Genomic DNA, 24,687 nt, shown 5'->3' with positions numbered 1-24,687 from the left:
ACGAAGACCAATACACTGACAAGGTTATATATACAGGTCTAGAATGGAATCGGCGTTAAACGTGCGGTTTTTGTTTCGATGTAATCTGGACCGAAAGGGTCCTGATTAAAACGGGAGATGTTCCGATGTTGCGCATGAGCAAACTTGCCGATTACGGCACGGTGATCATGACCGCGATGGCGCGCGATCCCGATGCCGTCCACAGCGCAAGCAGCATTGCTGCGGCGACCGGCGTCGCAGGGCCTACGGTGTCAAAGGTGCTGAAAGTCCTGACGCGCGGTGGTGTCGTGGAGTCGCTGCGCGGCACAAACGGCGGCTACCTGCTGCCGCGGCCGCCAGCGCGGATCACGCTGGCGGAGGTGATCGCCATCGTCGACGGCCCGATCGGGATGACCGAATGCAGCACTACGCCAGGCCTGTGTATCCAGGAGGCGGCGTGCGCGGTGCGCGCCAACTGGCAAAAGGTCAATCGCCTGATTTACGAAGCGTTGCAGCAGGTCACGCTGGCGGACATGGCGGGCCCCACCTTGCGCGCAGTCGATATCAGCGCGATCCGCGCGCGAAGTATCTCCACCCATCGCGCGGGCGCGACGCCTGCGCGCAAGTCGATTGACCGAGGCCACACATGAGCGCATCCGCAACCAGTTTCGATGAACTGATCAGACGCGAATACCAGCACGGTTTCGTGACTGATCTGCAGGCCGATGCGCTTCCGCGCGGGCTGAGCGAGGATGTGGTCCGGCTCATTTCGGTGAAGAAAGACGAGCCGGCGTTCATGCTCGAATGGCGACTCGCGGCCTATCGCCACTGGCTCACGATGACCGAGCCGCATTGGGCGACGGTCGAACACCCGGCGATCGATTACCAGAACATAATCTATTATTCCGCGCCGATGACGCAGAAGAATCGTCCGAAGAGTCTCGATGAAGTCGATCCGGAACTGCTGCGTACCTACGAAAAGCTGGGTGTGCCGCTGAGGGAGCGCGAACTGCTGGCGGGCGTAGCGGTGGATGCGGTATTCGACAGCGTGTCGGTAGCGACTACGTTCCGCGAAAAGCTGGCGGAACTCGGCATTGTGTTCTGTTCGTTCTCGGATGCCGTACAGCATCATCCCGAACTGGTGCGAAAGTATCTCGGCTCGGTCGTGCCGCACACCGACAATTTCTTTGCTGCGCTCAATTCCGCCGTGTTCAGCGATGGCTCGTTCTGCTACATCCCGCCGGGCGTGCGCTGCCCGATGGAACTGTCGACCTACTTTCGTATCAACGCCCAGAACACCGGGCAGTTCGAGCGCACGCTGATCGTCGCGGACAAAGGCGCGTACGTGAGCTATCTGGAAGGCTGCACCGCGCCGATGCGCGACGAAAACCAGCTGCATGCCGCTGTGGTCGAACTGGTCGCGCTGGAAGGTGCACAGATCCGCTATTCGACCGTGCAGAACTGGTATCCGGGCGATGCGTCGGGCAAGGGCGGCATCTACAACTTCGTGACCAAACGTGGCGACTGCCGCGAGGCCAGTTCGAAGATTTCATGGACTCAGGTGGAAACCGGTTCGGCGATTACGTGGAAGTATCCGAGCGTGATCCTGCAGGGCGATAACTCGGTCGGTGAATTCTATTCGGTGGCACTGACCAACCACTATCAACAGGCCGATACCGGGACGAAGATGGTTCACGTCGGCCGCAATACGCGCAGCACGATTCTGTCGAAAGGCATTTCGGCGGGCCGCGGAAAGAACGCGTATCGCGGCCTCGTGAAGGTCGGCCGTGCGGCGGAAGGCGCGCGCAACTACACGCAGTGCGATTCGCTTTTGCTCGGAAACCGTTGCAGCGCTCACACATTCCCCTACATCGAGGTCAAGAACCCGACCGCGAAGGTCGAACACGAAGCATCGACATCACGCATCGGCGAAGACCAGTTGTTCTATTGCCGGCAGCGTGGGTTGTCGCCGGAAGACGCGGTGTCGATGATCGTGAACGGCTTCTGCAAGGAGGTCTTCAAGGAGCTGCCGATGGAGTTTGCAGTCGAGGCACAAAAGCTGCTCGGCGTCAGCCTGGAAGGCGCCGTGGGATAACCCACAGCGATTCGCGAGGGATTCGGACCATGCTTGAAATCAGCAATCTGCAGGTCGAAGTCGACGGCAAGAAAATTCTGCGTGGCATCGATCTGGGTGTAAGGGCCGGCGAGGTGCACGCGATCATGGGTCCGAACGGCTCGGGCAAGAGCACGCTTGCCCAGGTGCTGGCCGGGCGCGAGGACTTTGCTGTCACGGGCGGCGAGGTCTCGTATCTCGGCCGCGACCTGCTGGCACTCGCACCCGAGGAGCGCGCACACCAAGGACTGTTTCTCGCGTTCCAGTATCCCGTCGAGATACCCGGCGTGAGCAACGTTTATCTGCTGAAGGCGGCGCTGAATGCGCAGCGGCGGTATCGTGGCGAGCCGGAGTTCGATGCGATGGAGTTTCTGCAACGGGTCAAGGAGAGGATGACGCTGATGCGGATGGACGAGAGTCTGCTGTATCGCGCCGTGAACGAAGGGTTTTCCGGCGGAGAGAAGAAACGCAACGAGATTCTGCAGATGGTCGTGCTGGAGCCCCGGCTCGCCATTCTCGACGAAACGGATTCCGGACTCGACATCGACGCATTGCAGATTGTCGCGCAGGGCGTCAACAGCATGCGCAGTCCAGAACGGGCGATCGTGCTCGTGACGCACTATCAGCGGCTATTGGACTACGTGGTGCCGGATCGCGTGCATGTGCTGGCGAATGGCCGGATCGTGAAGTCGGGGTCCCGTGAACTGGCGCTGGAGCTGGAGCGTAAAGGCTATGGTTGGATCGACGATGAAGCGGTGCAACCAGAAAATAGAGCAAGCCAGGAAAGTGCGGGGCATCCATGAAAAACGAATCCCTCGACTATTTCCATCAGTTTGGGCAACTCGCGAAGACGTTGCCCGGCGCTGAGTTTCCATGGCTGCGTGCCGCGCGCCGAAGCGCGTTCGACCAGTTCGACGCGCTGGGTTTGCCGACCACGCGGCACGAGGACTGGAAATACACGAACGTGTCGGCGATTGGCAAGCGTCCCTGGCATTTCAAGGCACAACGCACGGACGATAGCGACGTGCGGCACATCATCGATGAACTCAAGCTGGACCCTGCCGCGCATCGACTGGTCTTTGTCAACGGTCGGCATGTGCCGCGGCCGTCGAAACTGAATGGTTTGCCACACGGGGTATTTGTGGGCTCGCTCACCCGGGCGTTGAGAGAAATGCCACAACAACTGGAATCGGCATTCGCCTCGCAGGCGTATTCAGATGGCTTTGCCGCGCTAAATACGGCGTTCATGACGGATGGGTTTGCCATCGTGCTGCCCCCTGGCGAGGTCATCGATCAACCGCTGCAGATCCTGTTCCTGACCGACGAAGCGGGTCTTGCGGTGCAGCCGTTCAATGTCGTGCTTGCAGGAGCACGCTCGGGCTGCACGATCGTCGAGCATTTTGTAGGGCTGAGCGGCGACGCGTACTGGACCAATGCGGTTACCCGCATCGTCGCAGACGAGCAGGCGGACGTGCAGCACTACCGGTTGCAGCAAGAGGGCCCGAAGGCTTTTCATATCGCGTCGGTCGCCGCTGCGCAGCAACGGGGCAGCTGTTTTACCTCACATGCGTTCGCGTTCGGCGCCGCATTGTCGCGCACTGGTATCGGCACAAGCCTGAACGCCGCGAACGCGCAAGCGACGTTGAACGGTCTCTATTTCGTCGGGGGCCGGCAGCACGTCGATCACCACACGCGCATCGATCACACAGAGCCGCATGGCACGAGTCGCGAACATTACCGCGGGGTGCTCGACGGCGCAGCGCGCGGCGTGTTCAACGGGCGCGTCATCGTGCATCGCGATGCACAGCAAACGGACACGCATCAGGCGAATCACAACCTGCTGCTGTCACGCGATGCGGAAATCGACACGAAGCCGCAACTCGAGATCTACGCCGACGACGTGAAATGCACACACGGCGCGACGGTCGGTCAACTGGACGACAACCAGCTGTTCTATTTACGTGCACGAGGTGTCGAAGAGCGCATGGCGCGGGCGCTACTGACATACGCATTTGCGCGCGACATAGTCGAAGGTGTGCGCATCGATTCGCTGCGTGGCCGGCTCGAAAACCTGCTGTTCGCGCGCACCCCGGAAGGCGAGCGCATCAGGGAGCTGCTATGAAGCCGATCGAACAGATGCAGACGCCCGATCCGCGCAATGTCGAGCACTGGCGAGCCGATTTTCCGATTCTGGGCGAGCGCGTGCATGGCCGGCCATTGGTCTATCTCGACAATGGCGCCACGACGCAAAAGCCTGCCTCGGTCATCTACGCGGAAAACGCTTACTACCGGCATAGCAACGCCAATGTGCACCGCGGCGTGCATCTGCTGTCGCAGCGCGCGACCGATTCATTCGAGGCCGCACGCGCGAAGATTGCACGCTTCATCAATGCGCAGCGTCCGGAGGAGATCGTGTTCGTGCGTGGCACGACCGAAGCGATCAATCTCGTCGCCCAGAGTTATGCTCGCCCGCAGATCAAGCCCGGCGACGAAATCCTGATTAGCGCGATGGAGCACCATTCGAACATTGTGCCGTGGCAGCTCGTCTGCGAGCAGACGGGCGCGGCGCTGAAAGTCGTGCCGATCGACGATATGGGCGCGCTCGATGCCGACGCGTACGAGCGTTTGTTGAGTGAACGTACGCGGTTGGTCGCGATGACTCATCTGGCCAACGCGCTCGGCAGCATCAATCCGGTGGAGCGCATCGTTGCAGCGGCACACGCGCGGGGCGTGCCGGTGCTGCTGGATGGCGCACAGGCAATCGCGCATCTGCCGGTCGACGTCCGCGCGATAGATTGCGATTTCTACGCGTTGTCCGGGCATAAGGTGTACGGACCGACCGGCATTGGCGTGCTATACGCCAAGGCCGCACTGCTTGAAGCGATGCCGCCATGGCAGGGCGGCGGCGACATGATCCGATCGGTAACGTTCGAGAAAACGGAATACAACGCGATTCCGTGGAAGTTCGAAGCAGGTACGCCGAACATTGCCGGCGCGATTGCGCTGGGCGCGGCGCTCGACTATGTCGACAGCATCGGCATGGAAGTCATCGCCGCGCACGAGAACGAACTGCTCGCCTATGCGACGGCCGCCCTGCGGGTGATACCGGGCTTGCGTTTTATCGGTAGCGCACGCGACAGGGCAGGCATTCTGTCGTTCGTGCTCGACGGCGTGCATGCCCATGATGTCGGCACGATTCTCGATCATCACGGCATCGCGGTGCGTGCGGGCCATCATTGCGCGATGCCGGTGATGCAGCGTTTCGGCGTACCGGCGACCGTGCGCGCGTCGCTCGCCCTCTACAACACCCACCAGGATATCGACGCGCTGATCGAAGGTCTCGGAAAGGTCAGGGAGATATTCGGAAAATGAGCGATCTGCGCGACCTGTATCAGGAAGTCATCTTCGACCACTACCGGCGGCCGCGTAACTGTCATGGACTGTCCGGCGCCAATCACACGGCTGAGGGCTATAACCCGCTGTGCGGCGACCGGATTACGCTTTATCTGCGAATCGAGGACGGCATCGTCAAAGAAGCGAGTTTCGAAGGCGCGGGCTGTGCAATTGCGACAGCATCAGCGTCGCTGATGACCGAGGCGCTGAAAGGCAAAACGGAAGCAGAGGCCGAAGCGCTGTTCGGGCGCTTTCACGACATGGTGACAACACCCGCTGCAGGGCAGGCGACAGCCGCGCCGGAGATGGGCAAGCTGGCGGTGCTGTCCGGTGTACGTGAATTTCCCGAGCGTGTGAAGTGCGCGACGCTGGCCTGGCATACGCTGAACGCCGCGCTGCACGACGAGGATCGCCCCGTTTCGACAGAGTGAGGCAGACGATGAGCACATTCGACTGGCTGAAGCGCGCTGAGGCCGCACAACCCGGGAGTGGCACGACAACAGAAGGTCTTGAAGAACGCGTGATCGATGCACTGCGCACCGTGTTCGATCCGGAGATTCCGGTCAACATCTACGATTTGGGGCTTGTTTATGGTCTTGACGTGGACGAAGCCGAAGGCCGCGTTGGGATCCGCATGACGCTGACCGCGCCCGGCTGCCCGGTCGCGCAGACCTTCCCGGCGACGGTGGAGGATGCGGTGTTCTCGGCGAGCGGAGTGAACGACGTGCACGTTGAACTGGTGTGGGATCCGCCGTGGTCGAGAGACCGGATGTCGGATGCGGCGCGCCTGCAATTGGGGATGCTTTGACATGTCCGACTGGGTCGATGTCGCTGCGATCGGGGATTTTCCGGCCGGGTCTGTTCGCAGCGTCGAGGTCGATGGCGCTCAGGTTGCTGTGTTCAACGTCGACGGCACCTGTTACGCAATCGAGGATGTCTGCCCGCACGACGGCGGCATCCTGACTGGCGGTGTGGTGGAAGGCGACGTGGTCGTCTGTCCGCGCCACGGTGCACGATTTTGCATCAGGACCGGAAAGGTGCTGGCGCCGCCGGCATATGAGGATGTGGTGGCGTTTCCGGTGCGGATCGAGGCGGGCGTCGTCCAGGTGCGTGACGAGCGGTGGGATTGAGGTGCGCTGTCGACCGGCTCTCGTTCTCAGTATGCGGCTCAGCTGGGCCGTTCGTCCATTCGCGCGCGTGTGAGGCGGCATAGCCATCCAGTGAGATGGTCTTCGGCGGCTTGCCCTGATGTTTGAGAGCTTTCCTGAAACAGGCTTTGGCCGCCTTCACGTCGCGCTTTGCACGTAGCATGAAGTCAACTGTCTGGCCGGCCCGATTCACCGCCCGGCAGAGCTACACCCACCTGCCGCGGATCTTCAGCTACGTTTCATCGACACGCCACGACGGCTCTCTATTCGTTCAGCAGGACACTCTAACCGATTCGCTTGCGCCGTTTGCACCACGTATGGACGACTCCCTGGGGTTACGGCTCCGCAGAATCGTCGTGCTGTGATGGTCACCGCCCTGTCATTATCCGGAGGATTTTCTGCACGATGCGCTCATGCTGCTCCAGCGCCTCATCGAGCGTACTTGCTCCGTAGCTCCTGTTGTCTTGCGCCTGCATTCCGGCGACGCGCGTCACGAACAGCAAAGCCTCCCCGGTTTTCGGTTTGGACACACCACGGAAGCGGGTCGTGACCGTTACACCGTAGTCGTCCAGCAGTGTGCGGCGGAAGATCAGTTCGTTTTCCGTCATCCAGCGCGACCACGCGCCGTGGTCGAACACCTCGACAGGCCTGTTCTTCGCATCGAGAACATAGATGCGCTCCGAGCTGGACGGGACCGGTGGCGTCTTCATATTTCAATGCAAAGGCGTGAGAAGGAAGTCGGTCGCCTCCCGCCACCAGGTTTCGTCGACGTGGCCAATCCAGTCGTTATGGTCAGCCGCCTTCACCACCACGAGTTTTCTCGGTGCGGACAGCGAGTTGTAAAGCGCCTCGCCGTAGCGCGTAGGGACGATGCTGTCGCGTTCCGCAACCACGACGAGAACCGGGCGGTCGAACGACGCCAGATGGGTCACGCTGTCGTATTGGTCGCGCAGCAGCCACTTCACGGGCAGCCACGGATAGTGGTAAGCGGCGACGTGCTCGAGCCGATCCCATGGCGTGATGAGCATCATGCCTGCGATCTTGTCGCGTTCACGCGAGCCGGCCGCAGCGACCACGCCGGCCCCAAGCGATTCGCCGATGAGCAGCAGCGGCGCTCCATAGAGGCGATGTGCGAGCGCGATGGTTTGTTGAGCATCGTCGACCAGGCTCGCTTCGCCTAATGCACCGGTGCGCGGCCCGTAGCCTGGATATTCGGCGAGAATCACGCGCAGCCCGAGCCGGGTGAGCGCCGCGGCATAGAATGAGCGGTGTCCGGCATGCCCCGCGTTGCCATGAAAGACGATGACCGTGGCGCGCGCGGACCCGGCCGGCTCCGCAACGAGGCCCCTGAACGCCTCAGGTGTCGGCCAGGCGCGCAGTCCGCCGGAGGTGAGCTCCTCGATTGCGGCTTTCTGAGGGAAGTAGAGAAAACGATCCTGCAAGATGGCGACTCCGGCTAACACAATCATGTACGCGACGGCGAGGCCGACCATCATTCGGGTGAATTTCATCGTCTTGCGCTCGACCCACCGAACTTTTCGATAGCACACACCCAGTTTAGCGCGCGGTCGCCACCGCTCATATTCAGGCGTGTCGTCAGGATGGGGGCGTCTAAGTTATGGTACGGAGAGTATCTCCCTGCCTTGTACCCTCGATATTTTCCGAGCGACGCGACCAGGCGCGGGGTTGGTCCGTACGAAGCAGCCCAGAACAGACTGAAATCGAGCGCGACCGACGCTAGCCGTGCGAAACAATGCTACGTCCCGGCTCGTGCGCCCGCTTTTTGGCGCACCTCTCATCGGGCGAATCCGGACCCCTTATCCTCAAAGCCGTCATCCGTATGGCTGGTTCTCCAGAAGACCTGCCTGATAACCGTCGCGTACACTTCGGCCATAGCGGTCGGTTGCCGATCGGGCAGCGTGCGGCGGCGGCAGGTCGCTTTGCTGACCTTCGCAACCCGGTGCCGGTGAATGTCAGCTAAGTCATGGATGGATGAGTCTTGCCGACCCAGAGCCGACTTCCGGCATGTCGAAGCATCAATGGCTCTTTGAAGAGTGAAGCGGACTTTCGTCGCGGAAAGGCTACTGGTGGGTCATCGGCCTGAGCCGACGTTCGCCGATCAAATTGGTGCGGCTGTTGCGTATCGCTTTGCTGACTTTTACAAACTGGCGTCGGCGAATGTCAGCTCTCTCTGTCCATCAACGAGTCTTACCGACCCGATCCAGACCTTTCACAGTCCGATCGCCGACGGCCTCAAAGGTATGCCGTCAAAGGTGCGGCAAATCGTCAATGCATTTTTCGACATGATCGCCAGGGACATCCGTGTCGATCCCGGCGTGTCCGTCGGTGTGAGAGACAGACACAATTTTTGGCCCGAGATACCGTGTGCCACCAAGCGTAAAAAGGGACCAAACAACATCGCCCCGACGGATCGCGGCGACGACTTCGGCCACCTCCACAATCGCAGGGGGGGACAGCCATTCACGCGTCGACGGATCGACGGGAGCCCAACGCACATGGGTAAACCTGTCGTTCGTCGGGTTGATGCGAACGGCGTCGATAGCAAAAGTTGTCACATCTACCTCCATCGTCCTGACAAAGGGATGTGTGCATTATGCGCCGCTTCTTTTGCCGGGGATCAGCAGGACCGGTCGTGAGGGCCGTTGTCAGCCCTTGCTGCACGTATCGCTCTCGCCTGACGCGTGCCCCTGAACTGGATGTCTGGTGGGTGCGGCGAATACTCCGGAACAGCCTGGACCTGGATAGTGAAGCCTAAGCGGAGTTCTCGTCGCACCACTGAATCGCCCAACGCTGCGCCGCCTCAATAGCATCCGCGTCGGAGGGATAATCGCCGAGGTCGCCCGAATACTTTACCTCGACGGCATCGCCACTCGCCGAGGCGCGCCGGTAGATCTTTGCGCGAGCGTAATAGCGGCCGCCTTCATCAAGAGGTGACGCGTCGATGTGGAATTGTTGGTAGTCGAAATGCATGGCTGTCTCCAAACGATTGCCCTAATCGTCGTCGCGTTGGACGAGGTGGACCTCGTTGCCACCGCCAAGGTCGCTCTGCCAAGATGAATTGGGGCGGCGACTCTTCGGCCCAAAACGCTTTAAGAACGATATGTACATCGTAGGCAGTAACAGCAAAGCTCGCTGACCAGCGAGAGCAGGACAGCAACGAGAATTCGAATGGGAACGCTCCACCCGAATACGGGTGCGCATTGATTGCCAACGATCCGGACGTCGATGTCGACCGACCGCTCTTGGGCCATCTACCGCCCGATGCGGTCGGCCTACGCCGATGAAGCAACGTCCTCCGGCCATGACCGGTCACTCGACATTGGAGGCTGAATCGTCGACAAAGTATGTCCGGCGTGAGGCGTGAGGCGCGAGTCCGCCGTCTAAGGACGGATCACCGTCATCCTGTATGGGCCGCCGTGCGCAGCTGCGTGAGCCACCGCGTCGTTAGCGTCATCAAGGGAGAAGGTTGTGACGTCAAAGTGGCCGAGATCCAGCAGCCCGGCACGGATCAAGCCCGTCATGCGCGTCACTGCTGCGGGCGGATACATCCATTTTCCGCGTATCGTGATGTCGTTGCGCATGATCCACGCATAAGGCAGGTCAAGCCCTTCGCCGCCGAGCATGCCGACGCCACCCATCAGCACGACTCGTCCATAAGCGCGGACGGTCGTGACCGCCGCGCGCACCGTGGTCGTGCTAACCGACGGCGGCATCAGATCAATCACGCAATCGATCGGACAGGGCGCCGCCAGCCGCATCCGTTCGCGGTCCTCTTCTTCACGACCCGAAAGCTTCACGGTCCGGATGCGCTCGCCGAAGCGGCGTTCCAGATCCGCGAGGGCCTGTTCGTTGCGTCCCGGCGCGACCACGCAGCGCGCGCCCATCGCGAGGGCGACGGCGACGCACGCGCTGCCGAAGTTGCCTGTCGCGCCGCTCACGAGCAACGTCTCACCTGCCTGCAAACCAGCTGCGAGCAGTCCGCCGTAGGGCACCAGCATGACATTGAGCGCACACCACCGGGCGACATCGGCCGGATCGATCTCCCCGATGCGAACGGCGTTTTCCGTCGGCACTCGTACCTGTTCGGCGAAGGGGCCATCGTGAAAATGCCGTTGCAGACGTTTGCCGCCGTCCCCGCGCGCGCTCCAGCCCTGTAGTGCGATGTCGGGGATCAGGGCGTCGTCGCGCGAGCGCACGGTCGGATCGCAGAACACCCAGTCACCCGGCTTCAGGTGCGTGGCGTCCGGGCCAATAGCACGCACGCGACCAATCGCACCGCAGCCGGGAACCATCGGCAGGTCAATTGGGTATCGGCGTTCGCCGCTGAAGACTTCGTTCGCGTAGGGCAGCACGGGGGCGGCGGCGACATCGACAATGACCTCGCCTGTGCCGATCAAGGGGGCCGGCATGTGTTCGATCTCGAGTGGCATGCCGAGCGTCTTCAGAATCGCAGCTTTCATTGTCGGTCTCCGGTCAGGGTGATTGGACGAGACCATTCTGGCAGGCGTAGCATTCGTAACAAGGCCTGGCACTATCCTAGGACTTCAGCGTGCCTCCCAAGGCGAAAACGACAATCATGACGACATCGAGTCGAAACGAATTTGGCGATTTCCTGCGCTCACGCAGGGAAAAACTGAGTCCGGACGCGGTCGGACTCAACGACGATCGGCGCCGCCGCACACCGGGCCTGCGACGGGAGGAAGTGGCGGAACTGGCGGGCATCGGCGTGGACTGGTATGTGCGGCTCGAGCAGGGCCGAACCGTCAGGCCGTCCGATACCACCCTCGACGCGCTCGCTCGCGCCCTGCGCCTCGGCAAGGTCGAAACAGCACATTTGCGGGCGCTCGCGGGCAACGGCGATCGGGTCGCGTTCACGCGCGAGAGCGTCCCTCCGGCGATCGAACGTCTGATCGCGCGCCTTGATGTGCCGGCGTACGTAACCGGCAGGCGCTGGGACATCCTGACGTGGAACACCGCCGCTGCGGACCTCCTGGGTTTCGACCGTTTCGCCGAAGCGGACCGCAACATCCTGGTCTTCATGTTTATCGAGCCGGAATCGCGGCGGATCTTCGGGGCCACCTGGTCCGATGAAGCCCGTCGAATGATTGCGCTCTTTCGCGCGACCCACGATCTCCATGCCGACGATCCGGCGTTTATTGAACTGGTCGAGCGCGTGCGTTCCCGTAGCCGGGAGTTCGCGCGGTGGTGGGACGCGCATGACATCCGCAGCAGCGTGGCCGGCCAGAAAGTGCTCGCGCACCCGCAGCGAGGCACGCAGCGCTACGAATACACGACGTTTCAGGCGAACGATGACCCTGCACTAAAGTTGGCGATCTACACGCCTGTCTGAGCGGTCGTGCGGCGGGAAGCTTGGTGCATTCCGGGGATGGCTCTGCGAGATGCGTCCGCCTTGCTCCTTCCTGTGACGCCACTGCGGCTGGCGCCAGGCAAGCCCATGGCCGAATGCGAATTTGTTGCCAGGTCGTCGCGATATCTGAAAGCTGGTCGCGTACCTGCTAAACAGTTCCGCACATAGCTTGGACGACCGTTATGGAGAAAGGGGACTGGCCCTTGTGGGTCGACATGAGCCAAAGCGTATCGGGCAGTAGACGGCCCGAACCAGTCATTCAGCATGAGGAAATACCCTGCCGTAGGGCGTCCGGTCCAGGTCGGATAACTGCCATTCAGGAATGACCGGAAAACTTGCTATAGAGGTTGGCAGGCCCGGCGGCCATGAGAGAATTCTTGTTCTTGCACCTGTCCTCATCGCCTCATGAAGATTCTCGAATACACAGGCCTCGACACCTCACGCGTCAAGGCCAGCTACGACAAGGTGTCCGCGGCCATCGCTCGCCACGACTTCCGGGCTGCCCAAGTCAAGAAGCTCGCCAATCTGAGCCACGGCAAGTTCTACCGGGCGAAGCTGGATGATGCCGACCGGCTGTTGTTCTCGCTGGTGCGCCACGGGGATGAAGTCTGCGCACTGATGCTGGAAGTGATCGTCAATCACGCCTACGATAAGTCACGTTTCCTGCGCGGCGCGGCGATTGACGAGAGCAAAATTCCAGACATCAGCGCTGATGACGCCATCAGGGAGGCGCAAGCTCTACGCTACCTTCATCCCGAGCGTACCGGCATTCACCTGCTCGACAAACCGATCTCGTTTGATGACACGCAGGAGACCATTTACCGACAGCCACCTCCCTTGGTTGTCGTCGGCAGCGCTGGCAGCGGCAAGACCGCACTGACGCTTGAAAAGCTCAAGCATGCCGAAGGTGAGGTCCTCTACGTCACTCACTCCGCCTTCCTGGCGCAGAGCGCCCGCGACCTTTATTACGCCAACGGTTTCGAGCATGGCGCTCAGGATGCCGTATTTCTGTCCTACCGGGAGTTTGTCGAGTCGATCCGTGTTCCGGCAGGACGCGAGGCTAGCTGGCGCGACTTTGCGGGCTGGTACTCGCGTATACGGCAGAACTTCAAGGATGTCGATGCCCACCAGGCTTTCGAGGAGATTCGCGGCGTGATTGCCGCCGGGTCGGGCGGTGTCCTGTCGCGCGACGAGTATCAAGCACTGGGGGTGCGTCAATCGATCTTTCCCGTAGAACGGCGCGACCAACTCTACAATCTGTTTGAGAAGTATCGCGCCTGGCTGGCCGAGGCAAAGCTCTACGACCTGAATCTGGTCGCCCAGGACTGGCAAGCGCTGGCTGCGCCGCGCTACGACTTCGTGGTTATTGACGAGGTGCAGGACATCACCACCGTGCAACTCGCGCTCGTGCTGAAAACCATCAAGAAGCCTGGCCATTTCATGCTCTGCGGGGATTCCAACCAGATTGTCCATCCCAATTTCTTTTCCTGGAGCCAAGTCAAGAGCCTGTTCTGGAAAGACCCGAAACTGGCCGAGCGGCAGGAATTACGCGTGCTAATGGCCAACTTTCGCAACGGCCTGGAGGCCACTCGCGTCGCCAATCAGTTGCTCAAGATCAAGCAGCGGCGCTTCGGCTCCATCGACCGGGAGAGCAACTTCCTGGTCCAGGCCGTCGGCGGCGAGACCGGCCAGGTTACGCTGATACCCGACAAGGACGCCACCAAGCGCGAACTGGACCAGAAGATTCGCCAATCCGCCCAGTTCGCCGTCCTGGTAATGCGCGATGAGGACAAGGCCGACGCCCGCAAGCACTTTGCCACGCCGCTGTTGTTCTCGATCCACGAAGCCAAGGGTCTCGAATACGAGAACATCGTGCTCTACCGTTTCATCTCGGATCACCGGGGCGAGTTCAACGACATTGTCGAGGGCATCGCCAAGACCGATCTGGCGGTCGAGACACTGGATTACAAACGCGCTAAAGACAAGAGTGACAAGTCGCTCGAAGTCTATAAATTCTTCGTCAATGCCCTGTATGTAGCGCTGACGCGCGCCATCAAGAACATCTACATGATCGAGTCGGACACAGGGCATGATCTGTTCGGGTTGCTGGATCTGATCGTCGGCCAGACCAGGATCGAGGCCAGGCAATCCACGCTCGAAGACTGGCAGAAGGAAGCACGCAAACTTGAACTGCAGGGCAAGCAGGAGCAGGCGGAGGCCATCCGCCGCACCATCTTGAAGCAGGTCCCGGTGCCGTGGCCGGTGTTCGATGAGGCCAAGGTCAGGGAACTGCTGATCAAGGTCTTCCGCGAGCAGTCTCCGGGCAACAAGGGCAAGCAGCAACTCTTTGACTATGCCACCTGCTTCGATGAACCGCAGCTCGCCGAGTGGCTGGCAGTCGAGGCGAAATTCGAGCAGGCACGAACCTTTGATCAGCAGCGCGCGGTGTTCGCCCGCAAGAGCTACGTCCCTTTCTTCGCCAACCGCTTCAAGGACATCCTCAGGCAGTGTGACCAGCATGGCGTCGATCATCGTCTGCCAATGAACCAGACGCCGCTGATGGCCGCAGCTGCTGCAGGAAATGTGGCGCTGGTGGAAGCCCTGCTGGAGCGCGGCGCCGACCGCGATGCCGTCGATCACTATGGTCACAATGCCCTGCACTGGGCTTTGCGTCAGGCATTTGGCGATGCAAAGTTCGCTGCTGGCCCGCTGGCGGCAATCTATGAATGCCTGGCTCCGCCCTGCATTGATGTCAGAGCGGGCGATCGCTTGGTCCGCATCGACCGGCATCTGTCTGAATACTTTCTGTTCCAGACCCTGTGGGTATTGTTCAAGGCACGATTCAGCAAGATACGAGGCAATACAGACAGCGCGTTCCAGACCCAAATCATCCTCGATGCCTGGCAACACTTACCCGCTAACATCGCGCGGCCAGAGCGCAACAAGCGCCAGCATCTTTCTGGCGTGCTGGCGAGGAACGAAATCGACAGAGACTATGCCTACAATAGATCCCTGTTCCTGCGCGTATCCACCGGGCGGTACCAGTTCAATCCCAAACTCGCTGTGCGTCGCCGCCAGGGCGAAGAAGAAAACTGGGTCCCGATCTACACGGCACTCAACCTCCCGTTGATCAGCGAGTTTGCCTACAACGACGGCTGGATCAGCACCTGGGACAATATCGACAAGCTTGTGGTCCTTGCTGGACTGCCTGAACGAAGCACACCCATCGCGGCTGAACGCTTCGCCGAACGGCAAGCGGCCCAAATGAGGGAGCTGGACGAACGCAGAGCCAATCAACTTGCTGCCAAAGCACGCATTCGTGCAGCCGCCGAAGCCACCCAGAACAGAGCGCCACGATGGGGAACAAAGGAAGCTAAACGGCTTGAAATCGAACGTGTGAAACAAGAAATCGAAAGACGAAAGAAGGGTTGACTTGCCGATATTTCTTTTGGGGCGGCTTTCGGCCCCTTAACTGTCGTTCGCTCAGCGATCCGGGCGGACATTCGAAGATCCGCTTCGCTCAGTTAAGGGACGTTTCGTCCAACATTTTGTTGGACCCATCATCGGACATAGCGGTCGGTTGCCGATCGGGCAGCGTGCGGCGGCAGCAGGTCGCTTTATTCCCCCGATCCGCTATCGCCGATCACGGGAATAGTGAACTGAAAAGTCGCGCCGTATCCGGCATTGTTCTCTGCCCACACCCGCCCACCATGCGCATCGATAATCGAACGGCAAATAGAAAGCCCCACACCCATACCTTCGGGCTTCGTAGTGAAGAACGGATCGAATAGCCGATCGGCGTGCTGCAGGTCAATTCCTGTCCCGGAATCTTGCACCGAGACGATCACATAGCCGTCGTCGCTGCGCCACGACTTGATCGTCAGTTCGTGCGGCCGGTCTTCGATCGTGCTCATTGCCTGGATACCGTTTGTAATCAGATTCGTAACGACTTGTGCCAGTTGGATCCGATCGCCAAGCACCGCCGGCAGTCCCGGAACAAGCATCGTCCGCAACGTGATGTTGTACTTCAAGACCTCGCGCTGGAGCAGTACCATGACGTCACTGATCAGCTCGTTGATTTCCAGTCGCGTCATCTCAGGGGCAATCCGCTTTGCGAGCATGCGGACGCGCCTGACGATCTCGGTCGCGCGTTGTACATCAGTAAGTATGCGTTGCACGGAGGCTCGCACTTTTTCAAGGTCGGGTACGTCCCGGTCAATCCATCGCAGGCACGCGGCACCATGGGTGGCGACCGCTGCGAGAGGCTGGGCGATTTCGTGGGCCACCGACGCGCCCAATTCGCCGATCGACGTCAAACGAGACACCTGTTGCAGCGCCTCTTCGACCCGCTTGCGCTCGGTGATGTCGGTGCCCGTTTCGAGGGTCGCGATCGGTCGCCCCTGTTCGTCTCGCACCAGGGCCCAACGGCTGGCCACTGCGGCTTCCGACCCGTCGCGCCGGGTATTGACGATCTCGCCTTCCCAACGGCCCGTTTCAATCAAAGTTTTTTTGATGTCCTCGAGTGCTGCAGGAAAACGCGTGTGAAGCAGACGGTCGGCAACGTGGCCGAGCGCCTCGTGTTTCTTCCACCCATATAGCGCTTCCGCGCCGCTGTTCCAGTAGGTAATTACATCGTCCATATCGAGAGCTACCACGCTGTCGTGGGTAAGGTCGAGAAGCTGTGCCTGCTCACGATGGACCGCTGCCAGTTGGCGAGTCCTATGCATGAGAAAGGTGACGACGAACGATGTCAAAAAAAAGGCAGTCAACACTACGATGTCCTGCCGGGCATCTACCTGGAAGGTAAATAGTGGCTGTGTAAAGAAAAAGTTGAGGCAACCAACAGCGATCACCGAGATAGCTACCGATGAAACGAGGCTACCCATCAGTGACACCAGCAAGACCTCGATCAGGTAGACGAACCCGACTACCGCGACGCCGGCTCCCAAGCGAAAGCATACCCAGGTCGCGATCGCTATGCTGATAGCGCCGGCGAACAGGATCGCGGCAACGGAGCGCGATTGAACGATCCCGTTGGTCGTTCTGGTTGCGTGCATCCCCCGCCAGCCATCGTTCGCAAGGAGATCCTTCATTCGGTTTTTCCCCTTTGAACGGCAAGTCGAAGCGCTGACTCGCCCTCTCGGTCAAGGGACACGGCAAACCATGTGCTCGTCGGACGCGGTACTCGCAAAGTCTGGGCGTGCTGGCGCTTGGCAACACCTCGGCGTTCACCCTAGCCCTACTTTCATTGGGGAGGACCGTCCTGTCAATCCTGATCTATCATCAGGGCTGTCCGCCGGCGAGCGGACCGCTCCTCTGACTTCGCTCGGTCAAGCATCCCATTGAGGAGCGAAGGGTGGAACGACGTAGCGCTGATCCTTGCGAAGCGCTGCGATTGCTTGCCGGTCATCGTTGTCGAGTCGGATAGCCATCGGGCACAAGTCGGCCATCAAGCCGCCCTTCACGGGGCAAGCGAAAGTCGGGAATTGCGAATTCAGGTACCAGCGGCTCACGGTCGAAGGGTCGGGGAATCTTGAAGCATCTGGTGCAGCCGGAATGAACGCATCTCGTGGCACCCGGTCCCTTCCCGACGCTTGGCACGTCTGTCAGGACCATCAGTACTCGGGGAGCAGTTCAACCAATAGGCAATTGCCGTCTCGAACGCCTCTGCAAGCAGAATTACGACGCCGGTTACCGATCTCGTACGGGATCAGCGCCTGTAGCCGTATGAACCATGCAACGTTCGCGTGTTAGTCTCCGATAACGACATGGAGCCTTTCATGCAACGAATGATCACCTATCGTGGCTTCGAGATTCACGTCGAGTTGATTCCGGCTGCGGAGGACACGTTCAACGTGACTGTCCAGATCAAAGGCGGTACCAACCTCGAAGTGCTCGGCGCGCGGGGGGGCCGGATCGCGCTGCGCAACGGCCCTTTTACTGAACGATGGGCCTACCTGGTTGGGGAGGTCGCCGGTCAAGCCGCAATCGACCTGCTGCTTGGCCCGACTGGCTGATTCCATTCCTGTTTCGCCGCCTCGACACACTCACTCGTCCCGCCGAGTACGGTCACTAGCTGCGTTCGACGTCGCACGCACGACGGTCGTCGCCGTTGAGAGCATTGGCGCCAGGCCCAATCTCTCACCGGGAGACGGCGTTCATTTCATTTCAACAGACCATAGGGCCGCTCAGGCCAGGTAGCGGCGATTGTTTTTGAATGCGAGCGTGACGCCCGGCGTCGTGGGATCATCTGTTGTGGCTGTCTCGGGCCGCACGCCTTTGAGTTGCCGGCCCCAACCTCCGGGATCAGACGAACAGGATAAATTTATGAAGCTTCGCGTCGGATACGAACTGTCGTACGAGTGCTCACAACCGACGCCGATGATGCTGATGCTGAACACGCACTTTTCGCATGCAAAGGATATTGTCGAGGCAGATCTGCTCGTTACCGATCCGCCGGTGGCGACGAGGCAGTACCGCGACTTGTTCGGCAACCTGTGCACGCGGATAATCGCGCCCGCCGGGCGTGTTGGCTTGAGCACGACCGCGCTTCTGAATGTGCCAAATGCGATGGAAACGCGCCCGAAAGACGGTTGGGGCCATCCAGTCGAGCAGTTGCCCGACGATACGCTCGTTTTCCTATTGGGTAGCCGCTATTGTGAAACCGATTTGATGGTCGACGTCGCGTGGAAGGTTTTTGGACAGTGCGCGCCGGGCCGCGAGACTGTTCTCGCAATCTGCGACTTCGTGCACCGGCATATCGCATTTGATTACCGGCACGCGCGGCCAACCAAAACCGCAGTGGACGTTTACCGCGAACGAAGAGGCGTCTGCCGGGACTTCGCCCATCTGGGCATCACGCTATGCCGCGCCATGAATATTCCGGCTCGCTACTGCACCGGTTATATCAGCGATGTCGGTTTGCCCCCCGTCGCAGCGCCGATGGATTTCGCGGCGTGGTTTGAGGCCTACGTAGGGGGTAGCTGGCAAACCTTCGATCCGCGTAACAACGCACCGCGCATCGGGCGCGTTTTGATGGCATACGGTCGCGACGCCGCCGATGTTGCGATAAGCAATGCGTTTGGGGCCGCCGTGCTAACGCACTTCAAGGTGCATTGCGATCAGGAATAACCGCGCACAATTGGCCATTGCTGAGCCGACGGGGAATTTTTTGGATCCCCTCCCGGTAACGTAGCATTTGGACCGCGCTGGCCTAATTGATTGCGCGCCTGAGCGTCACCGCGTCGTTCACCCGTTCCACGCGTCAGTCGTTCGGTGGACTATGGGCGACCGGATGCGCGGCGGAGTATGTCCAGCAAAGTTACTCGGCGAATGAGCGCTGTGCTCCTGGACGGAGACCACATCGGCGCGTTCTATCTGGCCCTCGGCACCACCGAGCCCTCTTGGGACCTGCTGCTCGTCAAAGGGAATATCAAACAGTTCGATGACCCGCGTACCTACGTGCGGTTCTCCAGCGTCATGGAGATCATGGACGGCTTCCCAGGATGCCGGGAATCGATGCAGGCGCATCTCGTCGCCCTGTTCGAAGCCGCAAAATGATCGCACTTTCGTAACCTCCCCGCCGGGCCCCACGGGGTGCTCCACTATCCTCCGTACGAGGCGATGTATCGCTGACAAAAGCGTGTGAAGCGAGCAAGCGGAAAGCTTTGAACCTGAAAAACATGACCTTGAGCGACGCGGCGCCCATCGCAAGCCAGATGAAGTCGTGTGTTTCTCCATGACAGAAGCAATTGTCTGCCGTTGGCGACGCATCGCTTAGGGTTGGAGGGCGACGGAAAAATTCTGCCCTTGCCACGTCTGACTCGAGGTCCAGAAGAAGGTGAATGCAAGCGATGAACCGGCCTGGGCTGCTTGCGTGACCAGATCGACGTAGTAGATGCCGAGCGCCGTTGCGGTGGCTTCGCTGTCCTCCGACGTGGCCCAGTCGTCGATCGTCCAGCGCAGGCGGAAAGGCGCAGCCAAAGGGATCCGAATTGTCGTGGCGGCCGGAATCGACGGCAGCGGGCGGTTGAAGTTCCAGATTTCGATATTGCTGCGAGCGCGCGGCGCCTGGCCGGGCTGAGACTGATAACGATCGGCGACGACTTTCAGGTGGTTAAAGACCCGACCGTCCGAAGCGGAGCGAACGAGCTTGATGTATTCGGCGTGGGCCCACGCGAGCGGCATGGCAGAGCCAGTCGGCCCACCAGTGACGAAGGGCGGGTTTGCCAGATCGGGCAGATCCCACACTTGCTCGGGAAGCAGAGCGCGCGTTCCGGCGAACGCCTCGAGAGCGCGGATGTAGGGGGTGGGGTCGCCACCGGCGGCCAATTCGTAATGGCCGCGTTCGCCAGTGAGCAGCGGCCAGGGGCGACCGACGCCGAAGGTAGCGCCGTCGTACCAGTCCTCGCCGAGATTTCCTTGACCATAACCGTCGTGGTTGTATCGGTAAAAGGCAGGCCCCTGCGGCAGAATTTTTCTGATTACTGCGTCGACTACCTTGACCGAGTTGACGATGATCGGATCGTTCGCGGCGCGAATGCCATAGCGCACCAGTTCGAGAAAACCCGCGTCCACGATGGTGTTTGCGTTGTAGTCTTTCTTCCAGACGGTTACTTGGGCGGTATCTGGATTTTCTGGAAAATTGAAGACGCCATTGACGTGCGTCGGCAAGATTCGAATGTAGTGCTGCGTCACGCCCGGAACCGGTGAGCCTTCCGCAGCGACGCACCATGTCTCTAGATGCGATTCCAGAAAATCCGCGTATTCGAGCAGGAACTGGGCGGTGCTGGCGTCCGCCCATTTAGTAGCCGCACAGACTAGCGCCGCGATGTTCGATGCCAGTGTCGAAGGGGAGTATCCTTCGAGTTCTTCCCATCGTTCCTGCTGGGTCATGGGGCCGTTCTTGATCAATGCGCCTGCTGCGGCCAGCACCATGCCGGTGGGATCGAACTGACGCAGCAGACCGGCTTCGCTCAAGTGATAGGCCAGAATGATTGGAAAGGAATATTCGTCGAGCTGCGAGGCATTGTCCCGCCAAGGCTCGCCGTCAATGAAAAACTTTTGCGGAAAGCTACCATCCGTCAATTGCGACGCAGCGAGAAACATCAGCCCGCGTAGGGGCGCATCCTGCGCGCCCGCGGCCAGCAGCGCGAGTGCGCTTTGGCACATGTCACGCGGCCAGACCATGTGGTAGCCGGCAGCGAGGTCCCGCACCGTCTGTCCCCACGGGATGCTCAATGAAGCCACCAGTGCGCCGTCGGCCGTCTTGTCCTCATGCGCGAGCAACACGTTGCGGCTCATGTTGAAAAGCGCATTGCCATCGCCCGTAATGTTCGCCTTGGGCTGGAACGGGTCGCGAACAGCGTCGTTCCAGCCCTGGATGAACGCTTGCTTGTGGCTGTATGGGTCGGCGGGTCCGTCGAAGGGGTAGGCCAGCGCCTCGGATACGGCGGTCAGCGCCTTGTTGGGCGTGCTCTGCGTAATCGGCGTCGGTTCGTCGACGCAAAACGCCAGTGCCAGAACGAATTGATTCTGCCCTGCGCGGTTGATCTCTGCCGTCACGGCGACGTATCCGTCCTTTGCTGCGTCGTAGTTCCAGACCGGCAAGCGCTTGTTTGCGATGATGTCGGTCCAGCCATCGTTCACTCCCACGAAGCCGCAACTCGTCGTGCCGAAGCCGCAGTCGGCGCCCAGCGCGAGCCAGTAATGGTCACGCGTCGCGACCAGGCGATCGCCATTTGCGGTGCTGACGCGATGCGCGGTGTTGCCAGCGCCGTATCCCGCCATGTGAGGCGTCAACAAGGCATAGACGTGCAGTTTGTTAAGGAAATCCTGGTCCCCCTGCAGGGTCGTGCGAACCAGCACGCAGGCCGAACCCTTCTCGGCGATCACGTCCTGCACGACGGTGTAGGGTTGCCCTTTCGCCTGGGATGTGAGCCGGCAGGATAAGGCGGGCGGCTCCGGCCATTCGCATCGATGGTCGAAGTCCTTCTGCGCGTCGTGATAGAAGGTCGACCCGTCGGTAATGATCAGCTGGAAGTCTCGTACCTGAGGGGTGTCGACATCCGGGAAGTAGATTTCCGTGAGGATGCCGCCTGCTGTCGTGTACCAGACCTGGCTTGACAGCGAGTACGCCGTGCCGACGGCGTCTTTGTCCGCGCGGCTCCAGTTCAGCGGATTGCCAGGTGCGCCCGGAGCCGGATTCGATTCAAGCAGATTTGCCATCGCATCTCACTCCATATCTTTGCTTAGATCGATCAGAAATCCACGTGATGAGCAGAAGAGCGGGCATGCTACGCATTGTAGCTATCGAGGATAGCGCTTTTGACGTGCATAGAGAGGCACGCGTGAGGCCGCTCAATCAGCGACAGTTCGGAGGGACGCGTGCCGGGCGCGCCCTCCATCGCAAGCATGTAGAAGTCGTTTCCAAGTGCGGCGTGTGATCGTGATTACGCCGGCTCCGGATCCGCCGCGTCGTTCAGCGGCCTCGGGGAGTCGGGGCATCGGCCACGAGGCGGACGCGAAGCTGTAAACTTCGCCTGATAAGCCACTACGGCGGACGACAGCAGGGTGGAATAAGGCGGGAACCGGCGAAGTCGCGTACTTCCAGGTTCGGCCAAGAGGCGTCATTCGGCCCGATCGGTAACCGGACACATAGCAGTGGCATGCGCCCGGCGGATTCAACCGGTCGATGCAACACAATGAACGTCGCATGAGCGGCGGGAGAGGGTAGCGGTTGTCGCCCCCTGGCAATTGTTCCCGCGTTTTCTTTCGCGGGAACATTCGATCTCGAACTGCCGCGACCGACTCAGAAGCTTGCGCCGTCAGACTTGTACTGACCGTCGTAAGGGCCGGCCGGCAAGCCCTGTCCGGCTTTGTTGACCGAGATCGCGTTTGCCTGCTGAGCCAAAGGAACGCTTTTACCTGCGTTCGCGGCTTGCGGCGAGTAGACCATGGTTTGTCTGTGGGTCCACAGAGTTTCTGCGGTGGTGCCACTCTTCAGCGCATAGCTGAGTTCGACTGTCACCAATGTCGCTAGAACCGCATACTTCGCATCCCACCGGTTGATGGTGACGTACATGATCGAGTCCGTACCGAACATGGGTCATTTTTACATCGGCGCTAACACGAAAGGGAGGGCTTGCCTGCGCATATGACCGCAGCCTTCTCGACGCGACGGCACCAACTGCCAGATGTGGGTTATTATGTGGATAAACATGCGCATTGTTCGCACGGAGAATTCACCATGGCACATGCAGCAACAGGCGGGGCGCGCAAGGCGACGAATGTCACGCTGCCCGTGGACGTGTATGAACGGGCGAGAAGTCTCGGCATCAACTTTTCCCGCACCTGCGAGCAGGCCTTGCGCGAGGCGATTCAGGCCGAAGAAGGCCGTCGCTGGGCTGAGGAACACGCCGAGTTCATCAGGCACACGAACCAGTGGGTCGAAGAGAACGGACTTCCCTTGGCGCAATACCGGATGTTCTGATGGCGCGATTCGACGTCTATGCCAACAGCGGTAGAGGCCGCGCCAGTACACCGTATCTTGTCGACGTGCAAAGCGACTTTCTAGAAGGTCTGTCGACCCGCGTCGTCGTACCGCTGATTCAGGCTGATGCTTTTCCGCCCGGGAAGCTCCCGGCGGACTTCACGCCATCATTCGATATCGGCGGCATCCGGTGCATCCTGCATCCGGCGTTTGTCGCGGCCGTGCCCTTAAGCGAACTGGGGCCGAAGACCGGTTCGCTTGTCGAACACCGTGACCGGATCACGGCCGCGCTGGATCGCCTCCTGGGCGCTTACTGATTATTCTGGACGGTAGACACGCCGGGGCACGACATTTCTATAAAGCTATTACAACCACAAAGGTTGATAAATTACATTATGTCAAATATAGTTGCACATGGACGCACCGCAGATCGCCGCCGGACCGTTAATGGTTTAAATTTGGTCCTGTGTGAACCTCACTGGAGCACTTGATGCATCTCGCCGATCATGTGAAGCCAATCAGCTACCTCAAAAGCGAAGCGGCGCAAATCGTCAAGGACCTGACTGATTCGGGAGAGCCGCTCATCATCACGCAGAACGGTGAAGCGAAGCTCGTCGTCCAGGATGTGCGAAGCTACGAATCGACGCAGCAGACCCTCGCGCTCCTGAAAATCCTGGCTATCGGCCAGAAGCACATCGAGCGCGGGGATCACGTCGATGGCGACGAGTTCTTTGCGGAGCTCAACAAGCTCGATCGTCGGGAAAAGCTCCGCTGATGGCGGCACCGCTGCTGAAATACCGCATCCTCCCGACCGCGCGGATCGGCATTGACGAACTCAGAAGCTATGCTGTCCGCACATTCGGATGGGAAATGTGGCGTCAGACATCGACGCAACTGCAGGAGACGATCACGCACATTCGCCAGTTCCCCGCTAGCGGTCATGCGCCTGCCGAGCTTGAGGGCTTCTTCGAGGACGTTTTCCGGCAAGGCCTTTCCGGCAAGAACCGGATCATTTATCAGGTCCGCGACGAAACCGTTTTCGTTCATCTCGTGGTCGACGCTCGACGCGACCGGCCCTCCCTCCTTCAGAGAATCGTCCTTCGGCTGATGTAACGGGTCAGGACGGCCGCCTTGCGTTTCACACGCATAGCATGCGCGCGCTGCGCGCCCGACT

At 60.3% G+C, this 24,687-nt stretch carries 26 protein-coding genes; 17 read left to right on the top strand and 9 right to left on the bottom strand.

Annotated features, from left to right (window positions below; genetic code table 11):
• Positions 1 to 125: 125 nt before the first annotated feature.
• From HDG33_RS21865 to nirD, 8 genes are read left to right on the top strand one after another with little or no spacing between them, the layout of a single operon-like run.
• On the top strand, positions 126 to 629 hold the full coding sequence (locus tag HDG33_RS21865) for an SUF system Fe-S cluster assembly regulator (RefSeq protein WP_184033219.1): 504 nt from the start codon (positions 126 to 128) through the stop codon (positions 627 to 629).
• Positions 626 to 2,074, top strand: coding sequence for a Fe-S cluster assembly protein SufB (gene sufB, locus HDG33_RS21860; protein WP_184033217.1), 1,449 nt, complete (start codon positions 626 to 628; stop codon positions 2,072 to 2,074). The genes HDG33_RS21865 and sufB overlap by 4 nt, the downstream gene beginning before the upstream one ends.
• A gap of 29 nt (positions 2,075 to 2,103) precedes the next feature.
• A complete protein-coding gene (gene sufC, locus HDG33_RS21855; RefSeq protein ID WP_184033215.1) occupies positions 2,104 to 2,895 on the top strand; it encodes a Fe-S cluster assembly ATPase SufC in 792 nt (263 codons plus the stop codon).
• A complete protein-coding gene (gene sufD, locus HDG33_RS21850; protein WP_184033213.1) occupies positions 2,892 to 4,214 on the top strand; it encodes a Fe-S cluster assembly protein SufD in 1,323 nt (440 codons plus the stop codon). Before sufC ends, sufD begins: the two co-directional genes overlap by 4 nt.
• Positions 4,211 to 5,464, top strand: coding sequence for a cysteine desulfurase (locus HDG33_RS21845; RefSeq protein WP_311548369.1), 1,254 nt, complete (start codon positions 4,211 to 4,213; stop codon positions 5,462 to 5,464). Before sufD ends, HDG33_RS21845 begins: the two co-directional genes overlap by 4 nt.
• Entirely contained in the window at positions 5,461 to 5,916 is a 456-nt protein-coding gene (gene sufU / locus HDG33_RS21840) for a Fe-S cluster assembly sulfur transfer protein SufU (protein ID WP_184033211.1), read from the top strand. Before HDG33_RS21845 ends, sufU begins: the two co-directional genes overlap by 4 nt.
• Positions 5,917 to 5,924: 8 nt before the next feature.
• Positions 5,925 to 6,293, top strand: a complete 369-nt coding sequence (locus HDG33_RS21835) for an SUF system Fe-S cluster assembly protein (protein WP_090811480.1) — start codon at positions 5,925 to 5,927, stop codon at positions 6,291 to 6,293.
• 1 nt (position 6,294) lies between these two features.
• On the top strand, positions 6,295 to 6,615 hold the full coding sequence (gene nirD, locus HDG33_RS21830) for a nitrite reductase small subunit NirD (protein ID WP_090811477.1): 321 nt from the start codon (positions 6,295 to 6,297) through the stop codon (positions 6,613 to 6,615).
• On the opposite strand, the gene HDG33_RS38380 is transcribed toward nirD, so the two are convergent.
• The 6 genes from HDG33_RS38380 to HDG33_RS21800 form a co-directional block, all read right to left on the bottom strand.
• Positions 6,509 to 6,826 carry a DDE-type integrase/transposase/recombinase gene (locus HDG33_RS38380; protein WP_409259053.1) on the bottom strand — a complete coding sequence of 106 codons (318 nt, stop codon included), beginning with the start codon at positions 6,824 to 6,826 and terminating at the stop codon, positions 6,509 to 6,511. The two genes, nirD and HDG33_RS38380, sit on opposite strands and share 107 nt — an antisense overlap.
• 175 nt (positions 6,827 to 7,001) lie before the next feature.
• Positions 7,002 to 7,343 (bottom strand): hypothetical protein, encoded by a 342-nt coding sequence (locus HDG33_RS21820; protein ID WP_018422605.1) that lies wholly within the window; start codon positions 7,341 to 7,343, stop codon positions 7,002 to 7,004.
• Between the two features lie 3 nt (positions 7,344 to 7,346).
• A complete protein-coding gene (locus HDG33_RS21815; RefSeq protein WP_184033209.1) occupies positions 7,347 to 8,144 on the bottom strand; it encodes an alpha/beta hydrolase in 798 nt (265 codons plus the stop codon).
• 756 nt (positions 8,145 to 8,900) lie between these two features.
• Complete coding sequence (locus tag HDG33_RS38080) at positions 8,901 to 9,209, bottom strand: hypothetical protein (RefSeq protein WP_311548368.1); 309 nt, start codon at positions 9,207 to 9,209, stop codon at positions 8,901 to 8,903.
• 196 nt (positions 9,210 to 9,405) lie between these two features.
• Complete coding sequence (locus HDG33_RS21805; RefSeq protein WP_090811471.1) at positions 9,406 to 9,624, bottom strand: hypothetical protein; 219 nt, start codon at positions 9,622 to 9,624, stop codon at positions 9,406 to 9,408.
• A 410-nt stretch (positions 9,625 to 10,034) separates the two neighbouring features.
• Positions 10,035 to 11,114 carry a zinc-binding alcohol dehydrogenase family protein gene (locus HDG33_RS21800; RefSeq protein WP_184033198.1) on the bottom strand — a complete coding sequence of 360 codons (1,080 nt, stop codon included), beginning with the start codon at positions 11,112 to 11,114 and terminating at the stop codon, positions 10,035 to 10,037.
• 116 nt (positions 11,115 to 11,230) lie between these two features.
• Here HDG33_RS21800 and HDG33_RS21795 point away from each other — a divergent pair, with 116 nt between their 5' ends.
• Entirely contained in the window at positions 11,231 to 12,004 is a 774-nt protein-coding gene (locus tag HDG33_RS21795; protein WP_184033196.1) for a helix-turn-helix transcriptional regulator, read from the top strand.
• A gap of 423 nt (positions 12,005 to 12,427) precedes the next feature.
• Positions 12,428 to 15,454, top strand: coding sequence for an ankyrin repeat domain-containing protein (locus tag HDG33_RS21790; protein WP_184033194.1), 3,027 nt, complete (start codon positions 12,428 to 12,430; stop codon positions 15,452 to 15,454).
• Positions 15,455 to 15,639: 185 nt separating this feature from the next.
• Here HDG33_RS21790 and HDG33_RS21785 read toward each other — a convergent pair whose 3' ends face one another.
• Complete coding sequence (locus tag HDG33_RS21785) at positions 15,640 to 17,115, bottom strand: PAS domain-containing sensor histidine kinase (protein ID WP_184033192.1); 1,476 nt, start codon at positions 17,113 to 17,115, stop codon at positions 15,640 to 15,642.
• Positions 17,116 to 17,802: 687 nt separating this feature from the next.
• Between HDG33_RS21785 and HDG33_RS21780 the strand changes: the two genes are divergently transcribed.
• From HDG33_RS21780 to HDG33_RS21770, 3 genes are all read left to right on the top strand, one after another.
• Positions 17,803 to 18,039: a hypothetical protein gene (locus HDG33_RS21780; protein WP_184033190.1), complete on the top strand. Its 237-nt coding sequence runs from the start codon at positions 17,803 to 17,805 to the stop codon at positions 18,037 to 18,039.
• A 310-nt stretch (positions 18,040 to 18,349) separates the two neighbouring features.
• A complete protein-coding gene (locus HDG33_RS21775) occupies positions 18,350 to 19,153 on the top strand; it encodes a transglutaminase family protein (protein ID WP_184033188.1) in 804 nt (267 codons plus the stop codon).
• Positions 19,154 to 19,354: 201 nt separating this feature from the next.
• The gene (locus tag HDG33_RS21770; protein ID WP_184033186.1) at positions 19,355 to 19,582 is read left to right on the top strand and encodes a hypothetical protein; all 228 of its coding nucleotides are present in this window, start codon (positions 19,355 to 19,357) and stop codon (positions 19,580 to 19,582) included.
• 216 nt (positions 19,583 to 19,798) lie between these two features.
• On the opposite strand, the gene HDG33_RS21765 is transcribed toward HDG33_RS21770, so the two are convergent.
• Together HDG33_RS21765 and HDG33_RS21760 are read right to left on the bottom strand one after the other, a co-directional pair.
• The gene (locus HDG33_RS21765; RefSeq protein ID WP_184033184.1) at positions 19,799 to 22,249 is read right to left on the bottom strand and encodes a glycoside hydrolase family 15 protein; all 2,451 of its coding nucleotides are present in this window, start codon (positions 22,247 to 22,249) and stop codon (positions 19,799 to 19,801) included.
• Between the two features lie 583 nt (positions 22,250 to 22,832).
• Positions 22,833 to 23,126, bottom strand: a complete 294-nt coding sequence (locus tag HDG33_RS21760) for a DUF799 domain-containing protein (RefSeq protein WP_260330551.1) — start codon at positions 23,124 to 23,126, stop codon at positions 22,833 to 22,835.
• Between the two features lie 144 nt (positions 23,127 to 23,270).
• Between HDG33_RS21760 and HDG33_RS21755 the strand changes: the two genes are divergently transcribed.
• The 4 genes from HDG33_RS21755 to HDG33_RS21740 all read left to right on the top strand — a co-directional run bounded on the left by HDG33_RS21755 (position 23,271) and on the right by HDG33_RS21740 (position 24,626).
• Complete coding sequence (locus tag HDG33_RS21755) at positions 23,271 to 23,513, top strand: type II toxin-antitoxin system CcdA family antitoxin (protein WP_184033180.1); 243 nt, start codon at positions 23,271 to 23,273, stop codon at positions 23,511 to 23,513.
• Positions 23,513 to 23,830 carry a CcdB family protein gene (locus HDG33_RS21750; RefSeq protein ID WP_184033178.1) on the top strand — a complete coding sequence of 106 codons (318 nt, stop codon included), beginning with the start codon at positions 23,513 to 23,515 and terminating at the stop codon, positions 23,828 to 23,830. The genes HDG33_RS21755 and HDG33_RS21750 overlap by 1 nt, the downstream gene beginning before the upstream one ends.
• 173 nt (positions 23,831 to 24,003) lie before the next feature.
• Positions 24,004 to 24,288, top strand: coding sequence for a type II toxin-antitoxin system Phd/YefM family antitoxin (locus tag HDG33_RS21745; RefSeq protein ID WP_184033176.1), 285 nt, complete (start codon positions 24,004 to 24,006; stop codon positions 24,286 to 24,288).
• On the top strand, positions 24,288 to 24,626 hold the full coding sequence (locus HDG33_RS21740) for a type II toxin-antitoxin system RelE/ParE family toxin (protein ID WP_184033174.1): 339 nt from the start codon (positions 24,288 to 24,290) through the stop codon (positions 24,624 to 24,626). The genes HDG33_RS21745 and HDG33_RS21740 overlap by 1 nt, the downstream gene beginning before the upstream one ends.
• The last annotated feature ends 61 nt before the right edge of the window (positions 24,627 to 24,687 follow it).

Source organism: Paraburkholderia sp. Cpub6, assembly GCF_014201065.1.
Taxonomy (GTDB): Bacteria; Pseudomonadota; Gammaproteobacteria; order Burkholderiales; family Burkholderiaceae; genus Paraburkholderia; species Paraburkholderia tuberum.
This window is presented reverse-complemented; position numbering and strand designations above follow the sequence as displayed.